This is a genomic window from Bacillus bruguierae (assembly GCF_037104725.1).
GTDB classification, from domain to species: domain Bacteria; phylum Bacillota; class Bacilli; order Bacillales; family Bacillaceae_G; genus Bacillus_A; species Bacillus_A bruguierae.
The window spans coordinates 83020-103261 of record NZ_JBAWSX010000008.1 but is presented as its reverse complement, the minus strand read 5'-3'; the positions used below and the strand labels follow the sequence as shown (position 1 = coordinate 103261).

At 35.1% G+C, this 20242-nt stretch carries 19 protein-coding genes and 1 pseudogene; 17 read left to right on the top strand and 3 right to left on the bottom strand.

What is annotated here, in order from left to right:
- Positions 1–35 precede the first annotated feature (35 nt).
- From WAZ07_RS14715 to WAZ07_RS14695, 5 genes are all read left to right on the top strand, one after another.
- Positions 36–788: a GNAT family N-acetyltransferase gene (locus tag WAZ07_RS14715; protein WP_336473068.1), complete on the top strand. Its 753-nt coding sequence runs from the start codon at positions 36–38 to the stop codon at positions 786–788.
- Between the two features lie 49 nt (positions 789–837).
- Positions 838–1683 (top strand): hypothetical protein, encoded by an 846-nt coding sequence (locus WAZ07_RS14710; RefSeq protein ID WP_336473067.1) that lies wholly within the window; start codon positions 838–840, stop codon positions 1681–1683.
- Positions 1684–1778: 95 nt separating this feature from the next.
- Positions 1779–2807, top strand: a complete 1029-nt coding sequence (locus tag WAZ07_RS14705; protein WP_336473066.1) for a tyrosine-protein phosphatase — start codon at positions 1779–1781, stop codon at positions 2805–2807.
- A 126-nt stretch (positions 2808–2933) separates the two neighbouring features.
- Complete coding sequence (locus WAZ07_RS14700) at positions 2934–3800, top strand: MBL fold metallo-hydrolase (protein WP_336473065.1); 867 nt, start codon at positions 2934–2936, stop codon at positions 3798–3800.
- 660 nt (positions 3801–4460) lie between these two features.
- Complete coding sequence (locus WAZ07_RS14695) at positions 4461–4655, top strand: hypothetical protein (protein WP_336473064.1); 195 nt, start codon at positions 4461–4463, stop codon at positions 4653–4655.
- Between the two features lie 181 nt (positions 4656–4836).
- Here the strand turns inward: WAZ07_RS14695 and WAZ07_RS14690 are convergent.
- Positions 4837–5351, bottom strand: a pseudogene (locus tag WAZ07_RS14690) (Ada metal-binding domain-containing protein).
- A gap of 226 nt (positions 5352–5577) precedes the next feature.
- Here WAZ07_RS14690 and WAZ07_RS14685 point away from each other — a divergent pair.
- The 4 genes from WAZ07_RS14685 (at position 5578) to WAZ07_RS14670 (ending at position 9458) form a co-directional block, all read left to right on the top strand.
- On the top strand, positions 5578–6303 hold the full coding sequence (locus WAZ07_RS14685) for an ABC transporter ATP-binding protein (protein ID WP_336473063.1): 726 nt from the start codon (positions 5578–5580) through the stop codon (positions 6301–6303).
- On the top strand, positions 6296–7951 hold the full coding sequence (locus tag WAZ07_RS14680; RefSeq protein WP_336473062.1) for a putative ABC transporter permease subunit: 1656 nt from the start codon (positions 6296–6298) through the stop codon (positions 7949–7951). The genes WAZ07_RS14685 and WAZ07_RS14680 overlap by 8 nt, the downstream gene beginning before the upstream one ends.
- Before the next feature lie 57 nt (positions 7952–8008).
- A complete protein-coding gene (locus tag WAZ07_RS14675; RefSeq protein WP_336473061.1) occupies positions 8009–8767 on the top strand; it encodes an SDR family oxidoreductase in 759 nt (252 codons plus the stop codon).
- Positions 8768–8861: 94 nt separating this feature from the next.
- Entirely contained in the window at positions 8862–9458 is a 597-nt protein-coding gene (locus WAZ07_RS14670; protein WP_336473060.1) for a hypothetical protein, read from the top strand.
- 145 nt (positions 9459–9603) lie between these two features.
- On the opposite strand, the gene WAZ07_RS14665 is transcribed toward WAZ07_RS14670, so the two are convergent.
- Both WAZ07_RS14665 and ybaK read right to left on the bottom strand, forming a co-directional pair.
- On the bottom strand, positions 9604–10902 hold the full coding sequence (locus WAZ07_RS14665; protein WP_336473059.1) for a histidine--tRNA ligase: 1299 nt from the start codon (positions 10900–10902) through the stop codon (positions 9604–9606).
- A gap of 604 nt (positions 10903–11506) precedes the next feature.
- Entirely contained in the window at positions 11507–11980 is a 474-nt protein-coding gene (ybaK, locus tag WAZ07_RS14660) for a Cys-tRNA(Pro) deacylase (protein WP_336473058.1), read from the bottom strand.
- 121 nt (positions 11981–12101) lie between these two features.
- On the opposite strand from ybaK, the gene rraA reads away from it, so the two are divergent.
- From rraA to WAZ07_RS14620, 8 genes are all read left to right on the top strand, one after another.
- Positions 12102–12587 carry a ribonuclease E activity regulator RraA gene (gene rraA, locus WAZ07_RS14655; protein WP_336473171.1) on the top strand — a complete coding sequence of 162 codons (486 nt, stop codon included), beginning with the start codon at positions 12102–12104 and terminating at the stop codon, positions 12585–12587.
- Positions 12588–12887: 300 nt separating this feature from the next.
- Positions 12888–14531, top strand: coding sequence for a DUF4430 domain-containing protein (locus tag WAZ07_RS14650; RefSeq protein WP_336473057.1), 1644 nt, complete (start codon positions 12888–12890; stop codon positions 14529–14531).
- A gap of 54 nt (positions 14532–14585) precedes the next feature.
- Complete coding sequence (locus tag WAZ07_RS14645; protein ID WP_336473056.1) at positions 14586–15332, top strand: DUF4430 domain-containing protein; 747 nt, start codon at positions 14586–14588, stop codon at positions 15330–15332.
- 6 nt (positions 15333–15338) lie between these two features.
- Positions 15339–16217: an energy-coupling factor transporter transmembrane component T gene (locus WAZ07_RS14640; RefSeq protein WP_336473055.1), complete on the top strand. Its 879-nt coding sequence runs from the start codon at positions 15339–15341 to the stop codon at positions 16215–16217.
- Positions 16196–17854, top strand: a complete 1659-nt coding sequence (locus WAZ07_RS14635; RefSeq protein ID WP_336473170.1) for an ABC transporter ATP-binding protein — start codon at positions 16196–16198, stop codon at positions 17852–17854. The genes WAZ07_RS14640 and WAZ07_RS14635 overlap by 22 nt, the downstream gene beginning before the upstream one ends.
- On the top strand, positions 17824–18510 hold the full coding sequence (locus WAZ07_RS14630) for an ECF transporter S component (RefSeq protein WP_336473054.1): 687 nt from the start codon (positions 17824–17826) through the stop codon (positions 18508–18510). Before WAZ07_RS14635 ends, WAZ07_RS14630 begins: the two co-directional genes overlap by 31 nt.
- 333 nt (positions 18511–18843) lie before the next feature.
- Positions 18844–19308 (top strand): VOC family protein, encoded by a 465-nt coding sequence (locus WAZ07_RS14625; RefSeq protein WP_336473053.1) that lies wholly within the window; start codon positions 18844–18846, stop codon positions 19306–19308.
- Positions 19309–19454: 146 nt separating this feature from the next.
- Positions 19455–20177, top strand: a complete 723-nt coding sequence (locus WAZ07_RS14620; protein WP_336473169.1) for a YwiC-like family protein — start codon at positions 19455–19457, stop codon at positions 20175–20177.
- Positions 20178–20242 lie beyond the last annotated feature (65 nt).

Genomic DNA, 20242 nt, shown 5'->3' with positions numbered 1-20242 from the left:
GTTATTTTAAAAATTGTGTAGAAAGAGGTTAAAGAATGAATCAATTTGTTAATATGGAACGGGATTTTAAAGTATTAGTGGGAGAGCCTCATTATATTACCATTGAAGAAAATAATTCAGTTTCCTATACAAAGGAACAAGTGACAGAGGTAGTGCAATATTGGATAGAAAAAGCAACGAATAAAGGAGTTTTACATTTACATTTTGTTGTTTCACCCAAAAGTCCAAATTATACACATTATGAAGAGGTGTTTCAGTATTTACAATTTCAGCATCAAAAAAGTTGTGTGATGGTACTGAAAGATTTATCTGATGTTACAGAGGTGGAAGTTCCGTTTACGCTGAAAACAATAGATGAAGTAGGCGAAGACGCATTTAAAACAATTTGGCTGGAATCTATGCAGGATTCTTTAAATACGAAAGAAACATTATCTATAGACCAATTATTATATGCTTTTCAAACAGAAATTGGCGGCAGGTGGAACGAACATTGCTTAGTCGCTTTTCAAGGAGAAAATCCAGTAGGAGTTATTTTGCCGCATATTGAGCCAGGTACGGTAGAAGAAGGGAGATTGTTTTATCTTGGTATTGTCCCGAATATGCGTGGAAAACGATACGGGACAATGCTTCATGAAAAAGCGTTATACATTTTAAAAGAAATCGGTGCTTCATATTATGTGGGGAGTACTGACGAAATGAACGATGCCATGAAACGAGTGTTTTCTAACAACAACTGTATACAGTTAGGGAAGATAGAGAAATACACAAGAGTGATCAGAAAAGGGTAAATGAAGATCCCTCTCGAATTATTGAAGAAATAACTCAAGGGGGAATTTGATGATAAAACAAGTATTTAAAAGAATGGTTCCGTTATATCCGGAAGTTTTATTTCCAGACTGGCATGTAGAGCACATATCACAGCGGCAGGAGAGTGAAAAGTGGGAAACGCTTTGGTTTCAGGTGATTACTCCTACAGGAATGTTTCGCGTGAAACAGTTTTTTCTGGATATTATGGAACCGACTTTTCCAGACAGTTGTTTGTCTCATGCACAGGGCGAGTGTTTTCAATATAATAAACTTACATATTGGCGTGGTATAAATTATAAAGGGTGCGATAGTTACGTCACTTCTAAGTGGAAAACACAAATTGAAATTTCTATTGATGATGGAGTTATTGAGCAGCATCAGATGGAGGGATTTTTATATGGTTTACAGCCACTTGAATTAGAGAAAGCAAAACAACAAATGAAATTACCATTTCATCGTTTAAGTTTTCAGGCTCATATAGAAAAGGGCGGAGGCGAAATCAGTCGTTGCTTTGCATGGAGTTCTCCTAAAGAAAAGGAGTTTGTATCATTACCGCTTCTAGTTCCCTGTTCATGGGAATTAGAGTCTGTTGGTTTTGGTGACAACGAAACGCAGTATGTATATTGGGATGCAAAAGAGCAGTTATATACACTATGGGCATGTCGGCATACTAATTATAGCTATCACCCTGTATCCTCATGGATAAGAAATTATAGTTCCCCGCAAAAGATTGGAAACTGTGAATACTATGTGCACCCGCAAAGAGGTACAGTTGTATATCAAGATTTGGGGAATGAACAAATTGCCTATGTATTTCGAGGAATACCTTGTACATCTTTTACAAATATACAAGAAATGTTTTCTCTGTATTTATAAATTGATTGCAAAATGTCATGAAATATGTAAGACGCGTTACATGATGTGGTATACAATAGGGGGTAGAAACGATAGAGAAAGTGATAGGTGAAAAAATGAAAACGAACATGAAACGAACAGGCTTAGATGTAACAGTAGAGCGAGAAAACGCTAACACTTTATCTATAAACTGGGGCAGTGCAGAAGAATCAGTGCGTGTTTATTGGAGTACATCCCCAGAGAATATTGAAGAAAATGGACAATTATTAACGGTTGTAACAGATGCCTCTTCCATTACAATCGAAGATCCGAATCCAGCTATGCGAGTTTATTTTCGATTAGTTCCGAACGAAGGAGAGCGTATTACAGTAGCAGAGCGCCGCTTACCGCTGCAAGGTGCATTTAACTTTCGTGATTTAGGTGGGTATGCAACAAAAGATGGCCGTGTGGTGAAATGGGGGAAATTGTACCGCTCTGAAGAATTAGCAGGATTAACAGAAGAAGATATTCGTTATATACATAATTTAGGCTTGAAAGTTGTTTGCGATTATCGTACAGATTTCGAAGTGCAACATAAACCAAATCCAGAAATACAAGATGTTCGTCAAGTTTCTTTACCAGTTATGCAAGATTTAGCAAAAGACTTAAATATTAATGAGTTTTTCCGTTTAGGAGATTTATCAATGCTTGGCAAGCCAGGAGAATATTTAGTGAAGATGAACAGGGATTTTGTAACTGGTAATGAAGCATTTGTGACATTTTTAGAGCTTATACAAGATGCAAACAACTTACCGCTTTTAAACCATTGTACAGCAGGAAAAGATCGAACTGGCTTTGCATCCGCTTTATTATTACTGCTATTAGGTGTGCCCGAAGAGACAGTCATGCAGGATTATTTACTGAGTAATGGATTTCGGGAACAGTTGAATGAGAAAATGGTGGCTTTTTTAGGAGCGCAGCTTAAAGATGAAGCAAGTATTGCAATTTTAAGTGCAATGTTTGAAGCGAGGGTTGAATATTTACAAGCGGCATTTGATGAAATTCACAATGTATATGGTTCTGCGGAGCAATATGCTGAAAAAGGAATTGGACTTACGAAAGAACAGTTAGACGCTTTGCGTGCTTTATTGTTAGAAGAAAAATAAAATAGAAGGTGGAGAGTTTAAAGAGTCATACGATTATTTTTTAGAATCTCTATTTTTTTATTTTCTTTGTAAGCGTCAAATTTTGTCCAACGGCAAAATTATCATTCATAAATGGAGGCAATAGTTATGCAGCAAATAAAAAAAATAGGAGATTCATTTTGGTATATGACACCTGTTTCTGAAACAGATAGACCTATTTTAGGAATGGTAGTTGGAAAAGAAAAGACTTTGATGATAGATGCAGGTAATTCAGAAGCACATGCACATTTGTTTTTAGAAATGCTAAACGAACAGAACATCTCAAATCCTGATTTCGTTGCATTAACACACTGGCATTGGGATCATATTTTTGGATTACCTGTATTAAAAAATGCTTTGTCTATCGCACATAGTGAAACAAAAAAAGAGATGAATACACTCGTTCCTTATGAATGGACAGATGAGGCCTTGGACGCACGAGTAAAAGAAGGTACAGAAATTGAATTTTGTGCTACTTGTATAAAAAAAGAATTCAGTGAACAACCAAGAAATATTCAAATTGTCTTACCGTCATTAACGTTTCAGAAACAACTTGAATTAGACCTTGGTGATGTGACATGTGTGTTAAAGCATGTAGGAGGGAACCATTCACATGACTCCGTTGTCATTTATATTAAAGAAGAAAAGATATTGTTTTTAGGAGATTGTATCTATGCAGATATTTTTTCTTCGAAGTGGAACTATACAACAAAACGAACGTTTGAATTAATACAAGAATTAGAGAAATTTGATGCTGAGACTTATATTCTTTCACACGGGAAAGCAATTGATAGAAATGAATTTTTGCAAGAGATTCGTTTGCTGAAAACAGTAGGTACCTACACGGAAACACATAAAGGCGATGCAGAAAAAATAAAAATAGCGTATAAACAAGAACTTGATAGAGAATTAAACGAATATGAGTTAGAAACAATAGAGTACTTTGTAAATGGTTATGAAATGGTTAACTTGTAATTTTTTAATCTTCCATTATCCGAAGAACGACACTATATAAATACAAATTAAAAAATCGACATAAAAACCGTCTTTCTTTTTAGGTGGGCGAGAGCATCTGGCCACACATAGAAGCGGTCAGGGCCTTTTCCTGCCACATGCAAGGTTTAAAACAAAAGGAGAAAGCAAGTAGCGGTCATAAAGAAAAGCGGAGCCGACTGTTTAGGCCCGTTGGCTAAGGTTCTTTCACACAGAAGGTGTTTTTTACCTTCTCGTGTGGAAGGTTCTTAGACATGAGGGCTTAGGAGGCAGAGCTAGACAAAGATGTCGAAAAATTAAAATGGATATATATAAATGCAATAGGGCTATTCTTTTAGAGAGAAACTCTTTTATATACATGGAAGAGAAAGAGGGCGCGGCTGAGAAATCCACGCTGATGACGAATGTATTATCTTCATCATCAATTCTAATATCAAACAAAGGTCCAGTGCTTGGGATATGCACTGGACCTTTGTTTAGGTTATATACGATTACTTTTCGGCTGGAGGAAATTGTCCTTTTTTCGAGTGCTTTTCTTTATTTTAAAATTAGTTTGAAAATTGTTAAAATAATTACAAAGATATCCACGTTATAAATAGTATAAATAACGTAAAATTAGAAATGAAGGGAGGAGATGTAGAAATGTTAGCATGGATATTAGGGGTATTAATCATAGTAGTAGTGACAGTTATCGTGACAATAATGGTAGGAAAAAGTGAAGAAGAAAATTATGGAACTTCAACGAAAGGAAATATTGCAAGACTTTCAATCATTTATCTTCTTTTAGGGATTGTTTTAGCAGTTGGGGTAGCTTCGTATATATATTTTTATGGATAAGGAAACATAGGGTAGTAGAAAGTGAAGAGGTATTACTATTTGATAATGTGGGATAAAGAAAAAGAATGTGAAAAGAAGCATAACATTGCATAAAATGCAAACTTATGCTTCCTTTTTGATTATATAAGTAGATGCTTTCTTAAAATTGTTTTGAGTTTAATCTAATGTTTGGATCTTTTCATCAGTTGTTTTTTTTTCGATAATCAGTCGGTGTTAAACCTGTTTTCTTTTTAAAAAATGTTATGAAATAAGTTGGATTTGGTATCCCTATGTCTATTCCGATATCTATTATATTTTTGTTTGAGGTTACAAGGTAAAACATGGCTTTAGTAATACGTACTTGTTGAATGTATGCAAGTGGACTAATTCCTTTTCCTTTTTTAAATGTACGTTGCAAATGGTAGGGACTTCCGTGGTATGTATTTGCTAGCTTATTTAAGGTAAATTGTTCGTGATAGTTTTGATTAATATATTCAACGATTTGCTGGATCCACTCTTCATTAGGTAAACATAAACTATCTGGCTTGCATCTTTTACACGGACGGAAAGTTTTGAATTGAGCTTGTTTAATATTATGAAAAATATATACGTTTTCTATGTTGGGAATTCTGAATTTGCAAGATGGACGGCAAAATATTTTAGTTGTTTTTACACCATAAAAGAATATACATCATAAGAGGAATCATTTTCTATGATTGCATTCTAGTATTCAATCGGTATATCTAATTTTTTTTCATTAAGCTATTGATTATTTTGGTACAGCATTTGAACTTCAAGTATGTGCTTTTATGCAAATTTATAGGTTAAGTCACAAAGAAGATTCTTTTGTGTTTGATAATTCTAAAAGATTATAAAATACAGAAACGTATTATGTTATAATTAAAATGTAATTATTGGAAAATAAGAGAAGGGCTGGATATGGATGATTGAAATTGTTAATGTGTCAAAGAGCTATAATGGTAGCAAATTTGCGGTAAAAGATTTGAATTTAACAGTCCCGAGCGGAGAGATATTTGGTTTTTTAGGTCCAAATGGTGCAGGGAAATCAACGACAATTAAGATGATAACAGGTATTCACTCTCTTGATAGCGGGACGATTTCTGTAAATGGAAAAGATATTACGAAAGAGCCGCTTGAAGCGAAAAAGTTATTTGGGTATGTTCCTGACAGTCCTGATATGTTTTTACGCTTAAAAGGGATTGAATATTTAAATTTTATGGCGGATATGTATGATGTTCCGAAAGACGTGCGTCAGGAAAAGATCCGAACACTAGCAGAACGCTTTAGTTTGTACGAAGCATTGTCTGATCAAATTCAAAGTTATTCACATGGAATGCGCCAAAAAATTATTATTATTGGAGTTCTTTTGCATGATCCAGATGTCTGGATTTTAGACGAGCCAATGACTGGATTAGATCCAAAATCGGCATTTATATTAAAACAGATGATGCGTGAACATGCTGATAAAGGGAAAACGGTGTTCTTTTCGACGCATGTGTTAGAAGTTGCTGAAAAATTATGTGATCGAGTTGCGATTATTAATAAAGGAACACTTCAATTTCAAGGGAATTTAGCAGAAATACGAGAACATTTTGAATCTAATGAATCTCTTGAAAAAATGTTCTTGGAGATGACGGAAAATGAATAAAATTTGGATGTTAACTAAAGTTTTATTAAAGATGAACTATGCTGATATGTTAACTGATAAGAAGAAGCGCGTTGTATCTTTACTTTCATTATTGGGTCTTTTGTTTGTTGGATTTTTATTTATAGGTCCACTTGCGAATGGTATGTATGGCGTATTAAAACAAGTTGACCAGGAAAACTTACTAATTGGTATGGGATTAGCGTTTGGAAGTATCTGGGTATTTTTGTTTAGTATTACGACAATTTTAACAGTCTTTTATTATAGCGATGACGTTGAAATGTTATTACCACTACCACTTAAGCCAGCCCACATTATTACGGCGAAGTTTATTACTGTTTTAATTACACAATATGTGATGGCTTCGTTTATCTTATTTCCAATCTTCATTGTGTATGGATTACAAAGTGGTGCTTTTATTACATATTATGTTTACTTTTTAATTGTTTACTTATTTTTCCCGATTATTCCGTTAGTTCTCGCTTCACTTCTTATGACAATCATTATGCGTTATACAAATATCGCAAAAAATAAAGATCGAAGTAATATGCTAATGGGTTTATTTACTTTATTGCTAATTGTCGGCATTAATATATTTATCCAATGGAAAAATAGAAGTGCTGCTTCTGGGAAAACAGCAGCAGACTTTCTTACAAATAATCAATCTTCATTTCTAGTAGAAATGACAAACTATTTTCCGACGACATACTTTGGAGCAATGGCGTTAACAGAAAGTGCTTCGTGGAAAGGATTTTTATATTTACTTCTTTTCGCTGCGATTTCGTTTGCATTTTATGTATTGTTTTTCTATGTTGCAGAGCGTACATATTTAAAAGGGGTTATTGGAATTTCAAATAGTACTGCGAAAAAAGAAGTGATTTCTGCCGAGAATTTTAATAAAGCTACTGTGCAAAATTCACATTGGAAAGCATATGTGAAAAAAGAGTTTCGTATTTTAACTCGCACGCCACAATTTTTTCTTAATTGTATTGTGCATACTTTTGTGATGCCAATTATGTTTTTCTTTATTATTTTTGTACAAGACGGGAATTTAGCTTGGTTAAATAAATTTATAAAAGATAGTGAAACAACAGCTCTTGCGCTTGGTCTTGCTTTTTGTGCAGGTATGTTTTTAATGGGATCTAATGTTATTGCGACAACATCTTTTTCAAGAGAAGGTCGCACTTGGTTTATCAATCGTTATTTGCCCGTTAAGGCAGAAGGTATTTTCTTTGCGAAAGTATTTACAGCTTGGCTCATTAATACCACTATTTTAGCGATCTTTGGTCTAGTGCTTATCATTGTAGGCGGTGTGTCACCAGTATTTATCTTACTTTGGTTTTTGCTTTGTGCAAATGGGTTATGGTTAAACAATTTAATTGGTACACGCTGGGATGCACAAACAGCTGATATTCATTGGGATTCTGAACAAAAAATGTTTAAAGGTCGTTATACTACGCTTTGGAATTTTTTTGCGAATATATTATTAGTCGGTCTTACTGTTGGCGGAGTATGTGCGTTATTTTTCTCATTAGGAGTTGGAATGTGGGGTATGTTTTTCAGTATCCTAGTTATTTTTACAATAGTAAATGTTATTGTGTCTCGTAGTTTACAACTTGGTGCTGAACGCATCCTAGCAAATATTAAATAAATCGTAAATCCTCTGTTACTATACAGAGGATTTATTATATGAAGGGGAGAAGTCGCTATGGGGAAAATTGCAATAGTCACAGGTGCAACAAGGTTACATGGTATTGGAGCAGCGGTCTGCAAAGAATTAGCTCAGAAAGGGACAGATATCTTTTTTACTTATTGTTCCCGCTATGATAAAGCGATACCTTGGGAAATGAAAAGAGATGAACCGTTTTTATTAAAAGAAGAAGTTGAAAGTTATGGCGTACGTTGTGATATGGCTGAGGTTAATTTGGCGCAGTCTTATGCACCGAATCGTTTGTTATATATGGTATCAGAACGTTTCGGAGAGCCGGGAATTTTAGTCAATAACGCTGCGCATTCTGTAAATACAAATTACGAATCAATCGATGTGGAAAAGCTAGATTCGCATTATACATTGAATGTAAGAGCGCCAATTTTATTAAGTTCACTATTTATAAAGCACTTTACAAAAGAAAACGGTGGAAGAATTATTAACCTTACGTCGGGGCAATCATTAAATTTGTTACCAGATGAACTTGCATGTGCCGTAACAAAGGGTGCAATTGAAACATTTACGACTTCGATTGCACCAGTTGCTGCCAAAAAAGGAATTACAGTAAATGCGGTTAATCTAGGAGTAACGAATACAGGGGGGATGAATAAAGAGGTGAGACAGCATCTTGTAACAAGATTTCCAGCAGGAAGAATTGGTGAGCCAAAGGGTGTAGCTCAGTTGATTGCTTTTTTAGCAAGTGAAGAAGCAGTGTGGGTGACGGGACAGGTTATTCATTCGACTGGAGGATTCTATTAAGAAATTTATATTTTCAATAAATAATAAAAAGGGATTTTTGGAAGTATATAGAAAACTATTTGGGAGGCGAAATTGTAATATTAGGAGGCTTATTATGAAATTGAAAAAAATATCGATTGCTTCATTGGCAATTGGAGCGATGCTCTCCATTACAGCTTGCGGTACCTCAACAGAAAAAGACCAAGCAAATCAAAGTAAAAAGGAACAAACAAACAATCAAGAAGAAGCGAAAACAACAAGTGCAGAACAGACAAATACGGGTAAAAATGAGGAAAAGGAATCAAAAACAACAAGTGCCGATGGGAAAACTGAAACAAAATCAACGAATGCAGAACAAACAAAAAATGAGAAAAACGGAACAACTGAAACAAAATCAACAAATGCAAAGCAAAATGCTAGTATGAAGAGTGGAGTAAAAGAAGTTGTACAGTTAATAGAAGAAGTGGATAAGCAATTGAAAGCAACTCCAAAACAAGAAGCTGTAAATAAACTTGGCAAGCAACTTACTGATAAATGGGATGTAGTTGAGAAAGAAGTTGAGGCGCAGCATGCAACCGATTATAAAACAATTGAGCAAAATTTATATCCACTCCTTGTTGAAATGGGAAAACAAAAACAAGATTTAAAGAAGCTAAAGACGTTAACGACGAAAACAAAGCAAGATTTAAATCAATTTTTGAATAAGCTTTAATAAAAAATGAATGCAAAATTAGATTTTATCTTATATATAGCCCCTATGTAGTAAAAGGAGAAACGTAGCAGATGTGTACGTTTCTCCTTTTATTATTAGTTGCAACAAATACATAAAAAAATCAAGTATGTGTGGGAGGATTCAATTAACGACATAAATATTGTTTGAAAGTTCCATTTTCAATACAAGCAAGAGGAATCGTTTGTTCTGTTCCTTCCTTCATATTTCGTAAAACAGCTACATCGTTATTTATTTCTTCTTCACCAATAATAAGTACATATGGAATGTTTTCTTTGTTTGCATAGTTAAGAGCTCGTTTTAGTTTACGATTTGTTAGTTCAAGCTCTATCTTTAAATTTTCATTTGTTCGCAATGTGTGAGCAATTTTTAAACACTTTTCCTGTGTTCCGAGTGGAATGATAAAGATATCGACAGAAGAGGAGGCACATTCTTTTTGGATAAGAGCAGTATAAATGACGTCTAAACCAAATGAGATTCCAACTGTCGGATAAGATTTATTATCACTTCGAAATGCGCCAATAATGTGATCATAGCGCCCACCACTACCAATGCTAGAAGTAATACTGCCATCGGTTAAAAAAATTTCATAAATCGTTCCGGTATACATTGTGAGCCCTCGTGCAAGAAAAGGAGAAAACATTGTATTAGATTGTATTCCAAGTGCAATTAAGTATTGCCTAAGTTCTTGAAGTTCAGTAACTCCTTCTTTAACAAGAGGATTAGGGAACGCTTTATTAAATTCAGAAAGTGGCATAGATGTACATGTTTCTAACGTCTTACATAATATATCAATCGTTTCACTTTGTATCTCTCGATTTATTAAATCATTTCTTACACCGTCAATGCCGATTTTCTCAAGTTTATCTACAGATAAAATAACATCTTGTACCTGTGATTCAGGGATTTGAATCGCTTGTAACAATCCTGTTAATAGTTTTCGGTTATTATATTGAATGGTTACGTCTAAGTTCAATTTGTTAAAAATATCAAGAGCCATTACCATTAATTCTGCTTCTGCTAAGACGGATTCAACGCCAACAATATCTACATCACACTGTACGAATTCTCGAAATCTCCCTTGCTTAATTGGGCCGTTTCGAAATACTTTCCCAATTTCATAACGTTTAAAAGGAAGGCGGATTTCTGGATTCATAGCGACAACTTTTGCAAAGGGAATGGTTAAATCATAACGCAGTGCAAGTTCGCGATTCCCTTGATCTTGAAGCGTATACATCTCCTTTAAAATTTCGGATCCTCCTCCGTATTTATAAGCCATCAAATCATACATGTTCAAAATAGGTGTTTCTAGTGGTTTGCAGCCATAAGCTTCGAATGTTTCTTCACAAGTCCGTTTAATTGTATTACGCAGCATTTGTTCTTCAGGTAAATAGTCTTTTGTTCCTTTTACATTTTGCAAGTTCATGTTTATCACTCCTTTTTGAAATAAAAAAAGCTATGCGGGTATGAAAATACCCACATAGCTTTATAGTCGCTTCGTGGGTAAACAGGAATAACCCTGTACCCACGAAGAAAAAATTCTTCGGATACAAGGCTTTATGTATGATGATGAAGTTGGAAAGAACAATCTATTCTAAACATAAGCAATCTCTCCTATAGCTTTTTAAGTAGTATACTACTTGATGTTTGAATTATCAAACTTTTTTATTTAGAAATAAAGTAACTACTCAGTTACTTTATGAAAAACCGACAGAAAAGCATTTTTTTAAGTGGGCGAGAGGTACTGGCGATGCATAGGAGCGGTCAGTGCCTTTTCCTGCCCCGTGCAAGGTTTGAAAACAAAAGTAGCCAATAAGTTGCAGGCCCCTGCCCTTTTTGCATGACAGCAGTCTATATGCCAAAAAATGAATTTATAAGTAATAGCGAGACACATCTTCACTAGAATCATACCCTTTTCTAAATTTCTAAAAGGTATAGCTGAGTAGTTACGAAATAATTCTATAAAACAAGAGGTGTCAAACTTTAAATTAAATAAACAAAACCTGTCTCATCTGTTGAGACAGGTTTTGTTAAGAAGCAATGGAAGTAGGTGTTGCGTTACTAATTTTGATTAGGTCAGCGCCGTTCATAAAAATTTGTAATCCTCTTTTTCCAGCACTAATGCTAATTGGATTTAAATTTGCAGCAGATTCGTCAATAAAGAGTGGATAATTTTTCTTCACACCAAGTGGTGACACACCGCCGCGTATGTATCCTGTTAATCCGAGTATTTCTTTCGTTGGAACCATTTCAACTTTTTTATTTTTACTTGCAGATGCTAGCGCTTTTAAATTAAGCTCTTTATGTGAAGGGATACAAGCCATAATTATCCCAGTTTTATCGCCGCGAAGGACGAGTGTTTTAAAGACTTGTTCTAATTGTAAATGAACTTGCCGAGCGACATGTTTCGCATCTAAGTTCTCCTCATCCCATTCATATTCGTGAACTGTATATGCGATTTTGTGCTTATCTAATAAACGACAAGCATTTGTTTTACTACTCATTTTCCACACTTCCTTTTTTATTTCTTCTTTTTAGTATACAAAATTTCGCAAATTAAGACAGGGAAAATAGGAATGGACAAGAATATGTAACATAAATCGTGAAAAGGAAAGAGGGAAAATGATGTGGAGAACGACTGATCTTTATGATGCAAATGAAATGGAAGTGCAAGTATGTAAACCATTATTTCAATCGTATGGAAAGAAAAAACAGTTTCACGGAAAAATCGCAACGGTAAAAGTTAAAGATGATAACGTACTCGTAAAAAGGGCGCTAGAGATGGTATCAGAGGGAACGGTATTAGTTGTGGATGGAGAGGGTTCAACAAATTGCGCATTACTTGGTGATAACTTAGCAAACATAGCAAGACAGCGGAATTTATCAGGCATCATTATTTACGGATGTGTTCGTGATTGTGTGGAGCTACAGAAAATTGAACTTGGTATTTTAGCAATTGCGACGATGCCCAAGCGAAGTGTGAAAAAAGGGAATGGAGAAACAAATATTCCGGTGTCTTTTGGCGGAGTTTCTTGGATTCCAGGAAATTATGTTTATGTTGACGAAGATGGTGTAATCGTAAGTGAAAAAGAAATTCATCATGGATTATGATATAAAAAATGAGGAGCTTACTGTCTGCAAATGGTCGAATAAAAATATAGTTATTCCTAAGAAGGAAATGTGAGAAATGATAGACAAAAAAATATATAAATAGTAAAATAGTACAGAATTTTGTAACATTATGGATTTGTAAGAGCAAAAGATTTTATGATGTAAAAAGTTGTTGTTTCCTATGTAAAGGAAGCAGCAGGGGGGATGCACATATTGAATACTCGTTTAGACGCGTGTTTATGTGTACCCATTGTGGGCATTTTTTTATGTGATTTACAAGAGAGGGGAGGATTCAGCGGTATGACGAAAATGAAAAAGTGGTTATTAACGTCATTTATGACAGTTGCATTGGTTGTCTTGTCTTTTGCAAATACTGTACATATTACGTTTGCTGAAGGAAATACAGCAACGTTAGCAATAGTTGGGGATTCGCAAAAAGGAATTATGTTATGTCCAAAAGAAGTTGCAATTCAAGATGGGGAAACAGCCTATAGTTTACTGCAAAAAGAAATGGGTAATAAAGTAACAGCAGAAAATACAAAATACGGTCCATATATTAAAGGTATTGATGGGTTAATGGCTGGTGCAACAAGCGGGTGGACATATGAGGTGAATAATCAGTCGCCAATGGTTGGAGCAGATAGCTATAAATTAAAGGCTGGAGATGTTGTAGCGTATCGCTATGTTGTTGATTGGAACAATATGAGTCAAGAAACTTTGCAGCAAGTGTTAGATAAACTTGGTACATGTAAGAAACAACCGGATACGGAAAAACCAAATACAGATAAGCCAGATGCACCAAAACCACAAGAACCTACAAAGGTTGATGTAACAAAGAAAGTTGATGAAGCGATTGCAAAAACTGCTCAAAAGATGATGCAAGATGGTATTGATGGTGACTGGGTAATGATTGGACTTACTCAATCAGGCCAAGAAGTTTCTAAAGATGTAAAGTCTAGTTACTTACAATCGTTAGTAGAACGTGTTGAAGAAAAAGAAAATAAATTTTCTTCTACTGAATTAGCACGTACAATTTTAGCAGTTACAGCAGTAGAAGGAGATCCAACAAACATTGCTAATAACAACTTAATTTCAAAGCTATATAACTTTGAAAAAACAGAATCTATTACAGATTATATTTTTAGTTTAATAGCGCTAGATACAAAAAAATACGAAGTGCCAGCGAATGCGAAATGGAACCGTGACGCCTTAATTAAAGGTATTTTAAAATTACAACATACAGACGGTAGCTGGGCGTATATAGGGGAATTAGAGGAACCAGGCAATGTTGATATAACAGGGATGGCTCTTGTCGCATTAGCACCATATCAAGAACAAGCAGAAGTAAAGCAATCGTTAGAAAAAGCAAAACAATATTTAGCTCGTGTCCAAACAGGTAAAGGTGGATTTTTATCTGGTGGTGTAGAAAATGCCAACAGTGTAGCGCAAGCTGTACTTGGACTTGCAGCAGCTGGTATCGATCCAACAAGTGCTACATATACAAAGAATAATTATAATGCGTTCCAAAATCTATTATCTTATCAACTGGAAAATGGTGGGTTTAAATGGTTGCCAGCTGATACGGAAGAAAATGGCATGACCACGGAACAAGCAATGTTAGCACTTGTGCAATATAAGAACTTTCTAACGGGGAAAGGCTCTGTTTATGATTGGACAAAAACGTCAACAAATGAAGGAAATAAACCAACTGACGAGTCAAAGCAACCAATAAATGAACAGCCTAAAGTAGAAGAACCACAAAAGAAAACAAATGAACCTTCTGCTTCAAACGATGAAAACCAATCTGTACAAAAAGATACGAAAGTAGAGAATCGCTACTTACCAGAGACAGGTATGTCAGGCAGAGACATTGCTACGTCAACTGCACTAGGCGTATTATGTATGACCGGTGCATATGTATTATGGAGAAGAAAAGCGGCTTGACAAAATTAGGAGCAAATATTTGCTCCTAATTTTGTTATGAAAGGTGTGAGAAAGATGAAAATGATGAAATGGCTTGTCTTGTTAGTTTTCTCATTTAGCTTTATTGCTGGATGTAGTCAAAATGAGGCGAAAACCGATACAACTACAAAACAAACAGAGAAAAAAGATGAGAAGAAGCAAGAAGGGAATAAACAGGAAGAGCATAAACAAGAAGATAGTAAGCAAGAACAAAAGCCAGCAGAAGAACAGAAACAAGAAGAGAAACGAAAAGATGAAAAAACGGCAGAACCAAAATCGATAGAAGAAAATCAGTCAAAAACGAAAACGGCAGAACCATCTCAAAATCAAAAAGAACAATCCAAAGTTGTAAATGAACCGAAAGAAACACCGAAACAGGAAAATGTACAGCAGACACAAGTAAATCCAGTACCTTCACCAGAACCAAAACCGGAGCCGAAACCAGAACCAGAGAAAAAGATAGTTACGTTATCTGTACGGGATGATCAAGGTACAATTTTAGGAGATACAGAAGTAGAACTTCAAGACGGAGATACTGTGTTTAAAGTGTTAGGACGGACATTGAAGAAAAAAGGAATTCAAATGGAATATACAGGTTCAGGAAGCGGTGTATATGTTCAAGGGATTAATAACTTATACGAGAAAGCTAAAGGTGCCGGGAGTGGATGGAAATATAGTGTAAATGGCATTGTTGCTAATATGGGTGCGGGTAGGTATAAAGTGAAACAAGGAGATAAAATTGAATGGTTTTATACGTTAGATTATAGGAAAGAAGAGCGGTAAAGGGCAATGAAACTAGCATTTTCTTCTATGCATCCATTCGTCAATTTTCTATATTATGCAGGGGTGATGATACTATGTATGGTATGTCTTCACCCTGTTTTTTTAATTGGTGCAATTTGTATGATCCTTATATTAAATATTACGCAAGGTAATGGAGAAAAATTGAGAAAAATGTTACCTAGTTCACTTTTTTTCGCTTTTATTATTACAATAGCCAATCCGTTATTAACGCATCGAGGCAGTACGATTTTATTTTATATTGGTTATAATCCAATTACATTAGAAGCTGTAACATATGGATGCACAATGGCGTTATCGTTGGTTGTCATTATGTTTACGTTCACCTCTTATAATGAAATGATTTCGAGTCATAAGTTTTTATATTTATTTTCTCGTATTTCACCAAAAGCAGCATTGCTCACGATGATTACAGTACGCTTTGTACCTTTATTTATGAGGCGCCTTACTCATATTACACTTGTACAAAGAACAAAGGGAGTTCAAGTGGATGCGGGTTCCTTGAAAGAAAGGGCACGGAATGGTATGAAGCTCTTACAAGTATTATTAGTTTGTTCATTAGAAGAAGCACTTCAAACGGCTGATTCTATGCAAGCGCGTGGATTTGGAGTGACGAAACGAAGTACATATATTCGGTATCGTATGGAACATAGAGATTGGTTAATCCTTAGTTTGTTCGTAATCTTATTTGTATGTTGTCTGTTCGGTGTAAGTAAGGGATATGGTATTTTAACAATCTATCCAAAAGTAGAATCGTTCTTTTTAGAGAAAAATGATGTATTTGTATTGCTTCCATTTCTTATGTATATAAGTCTACCAATTCTAATAGAAGGAAGGGAGTGGTTATGGTGGCGCATGCAGAAATAAAAGAGTTGTCATTTACATATACAGACGAGGAGTCTGCTGCTTTATGTAATGTATCTTTATCTATTTCCCATGGAGAATTTGTTGTATTAGCAGGCCGTTCTGGTTGCGGTAAGACGACGCTATTAAAACATTTCAAAAAAGAACTTCTCCCAATTGGTATGAGAGAGGGCAACATGTATTATGATGGAGCATCCTTAGAAGCAATACCAGACTTATTATCGGCTCAGGAAATCGGTATGGTATTTCAAAATCCAGAGAATCAGCTTGTGATGGATACGGTAATTCAAGAACTTGCATTTTCATTAGAGAACATCGGCTATGAAACAACTGTCATTCAAAAAAGAATTGCTGAATTAATTAGTTTTTTAGGATTTCAAGATATGTTGCATCAATCTGTACATACGTTATCTGGAGGGCAAAAGCAGCTTGTAAATTTAGCTGCTGTACTTGTTTTACAACCTAAATTGTTGTTGTTAGATGAACCGACAGCACAGTTAGATCCAATTGCAGCAAAAGATTTTTTAGGACTATTGAAACGAATTCATGAAGAATTAGGAATTACAATTATTATGAGTGAACATCGTTTAGACGAAGTAGTTCCTCTTGCCGATCGAATTGTTTTTATGGATGAAGGAACCGTTGTGTATGATGGAAAACCAAATGAAGTGATACCAGAAATGTGGAAAATAGAAGCATTCCGCCCATATATTCCGCAAATTCCACGGTTGTTTTTAGAGTGGAAGGCTGAACATGTTCCGTTTACCGTTCGTGATGCACAGAAACAAATTCGTTCTATTTTAAATGAGTTTCGGTGTGACATACCATTACAGCATATAGAAAAAAGGGATGTAATACTACAAGCAAAACATGTTTCATTTCAATATGAAAAGAATGGACCGTTCATTTTACAGGATTTGACGTTGGATGTTAAACAAGGGCAATGGACAGCGCTTGTTGGAAAAAATGGCACTGGAAAATCAACGCTATTAACGCTTCTAGCAGGAGTGCAAAAATGTCGCAGAGGAAAAGTAGTTTGGGAAGGAAAGCCTATTCATAAGGTAGAAGCGAAAGAACGCTTTAAAAAAATCGGTTATGTATCGCAGTATCCTTACTATCATTTTACGCATGATACCGTTTGGGACGAGTTGCTTAGCCGTGCAGAAGAACTATATAAAAGGGAAGCAAATGAAAAAGTAGAAGAAATGCTTCGGAAGTTTTCAATCTTTCATATTCGTAATCGCCATCCGCATGATTGCAGCGGCGGGGAACAGCAATTAATTGCTCTTTGTACAGTATTATTATCAAAGCCAAATCTCTTAGTATTAGATGAACCGACAAAGGGACTAGATCCAGGGAAGAAAGAAGAACTGGGCAAGTTGTTTCAACAATTACAAAGAGAAGGAACGACAATTGTTATGGCGACGCATGATATTGAATTCGCAGCAAAATATGTGGATAACTGTATTATGTTATTTGATGGGAAAATTATTATGGAAGAAACACCGGCGCGCTTTTTTAGTGAGAACTTTTTTTATACAACGTCTATTAATCGGTTTATTCGTAAACAATTGCCGTATGCTTTAACGTGGGAGGATGTGTTTGAGGCGTGTCCAAAAGATATGCTTGTATCGTTTTAGCCGTTTTGTTCGTATTGATCAGTACACTTTTATTTACGTCTTTTGTGACGGATCAATACTATATATGGTGCAGTCTATTCTTTTTAATTGTGATTATGCTGCCATTTTATGTACGTTTTGAGAAAAAAGCGTTTGTTTCACGTGAAATTGTACTTGTAGCTGTCCTAGCGGCAATTGCTGCGATTAGCCGTGTTCCGTTTTCCATCATTCCAAGTGTACAACCAACGTCGTTTGTCATTATCGTATCAGCAATTGTATTTGGCAGTGAGACAGGTTTTCTTATCGGTGCAACAGCTGCACTTGTTTCTAATATATTTTTAGGACAAGGACCTTGGACGCCGTGGCAAATGTTTTGCTGGGGTATGATGGGATTTTTTGCAGGACTATTGCGGCATACGTGGATGATGAAAACATTATGGGGTAGAGTTCTCTTTGGCTTTATCGCAGGATTTGCGTTTAACTGGATTATGAATGTATGGTTCCTTATTGGCTTTTTGAAGGAATTAACATGGGATACTTTTATAAAAGCATACATTACAAGCTTTTACTTTGATCTTGCCCATGCACTTTCTAATGTCCTGTTTCTTTGGATGTTTAGTACATCTTGGCTTAAAATATTGACACGCTTTAAGAAGAAGTATGGCATATTAGAATAAGGATATACCATACACGCTTTCTTACGTAAATAGTGAATAAGTTCTTTTGGTAAGGCATACATATATACAGTAGGATCGCGACTTACATATTCGTTTGCCTTTTGAGACACTTCTTACATCTTGTAGGAGGTGTCTTTTTTATTTAGAAACTTACAATCTTTCATACTATGGTATGGCGTTGATAGATAAAAGTAGATACTACAGAGGGATGTTGGAAAGATTATATTTTTATATACTGATAGCGACAAAGTGAAATGAATTAGTACAGAGGGAAAAGTCTTCCTAATCATCGTTATATTGTACCGCATTATTACTAAAAAGGGGATGAAAAACATGATAAGGAATATATATGAAACACATTTACAGGTAAGTGATTTAGAAAGGGCAATTGATTTTTACAAAAATAAACTAGGATTAAAGCTAGCAAGAAAATCAATTGAAAGGAAAGTAGCCTTTTTTTGGATAGGAGAGGATAGACACCAAATGCTAGGGTTATGGGAAAAGTCAAAAGATGCTTCTATTCAGCTTAAACATTTTGCTTTTGGAGTAGACTTAGAGTTTTTAAAGTGTTCTAAAATTTGGCTAGAAGAAAGAGGATTAGAGGTAATTGGAAGCCAAGAAAAAGGGAATGAAGAGCCTATTGTCCAAAGTTGGATGCCAGCAGCAAGTGTGTATTTTCTCGATTGTGATGGGAACAAGCTGGAATTCATTTCTCTATTATTTGATGAACCAAACGAGCTTGGGTATGTACCTTATTTAAGTGAATGGGAGAAGGAGTTAGAGAATAAAAAGATTTAAGAAAAATTTTTACGATGTAAAAGGATTACAGTGTGTTGTTGTAACTGGAATTGTTCAATTATAGACACATTTTCATAAAAAGTCGAAGAATGAAATTATATATAATGAATATTGAAAATCATTTTCGATTTTGAGGTGTTTATATGATAAAACCAGTAATTCCGAAGCAACATGGTGCATGGGCGATGCTTCTAATTCCGTTTTTGCTGAGTGCTTTCATTGGCAAAGCAACATGGCAACACATACCACTTTTTTTAGCATGGTTATTTGTCTATTTAGCAACATATCCCTTTCTAATGTATATGAAACAAAGGCGACAAAAGCGCTATTTACACTGGGCGCTCATATATTTTAGTCTTGCTATTTTGTTCGGTGTAATTTCCCTTACATACGAGTGGAGAATTCTCTTTTTTGCAATATATATGATTCCATTATTTTTTATAAACATTTATTTTGCTCGTCAAAAGAATGAACGAGCATTACTGAATGACGTTAGTGCTATTATCGTTTTTTGTATTGGTGGCATGATCAGTTATTATTTCACAATGAAAACAATTGATGAAACAGCATGGCTGATTGCACTTGTTTCATTTTTATACTTTATGGGAAGTACGTTCTATGTGAAAACGATGATTCGAGAAAAGAAAAATCCAATATATCGGTGGATTTCATGGGGATATCATTTAGTACTTGTAGTTGGTACGTTCATTGTGTCTCCTTGGTTTGTCATTGCGTTTATTCCAAGTTGCATTCGTGCGATTGTGTTGTATGGTAAAAAAGTAACTATTTTAAAGGTTGGTGTGTGGGAAATCGTCAATTCAGTTTATTTTTTCATTGCTACTACAGTATTATTTCAATTAAAGGGCTGATAGTAAGTTCATGAGTTAAAAAGTAAGCATGATTCATACGTGCTTACTTTTTTGGTGTAGATTTT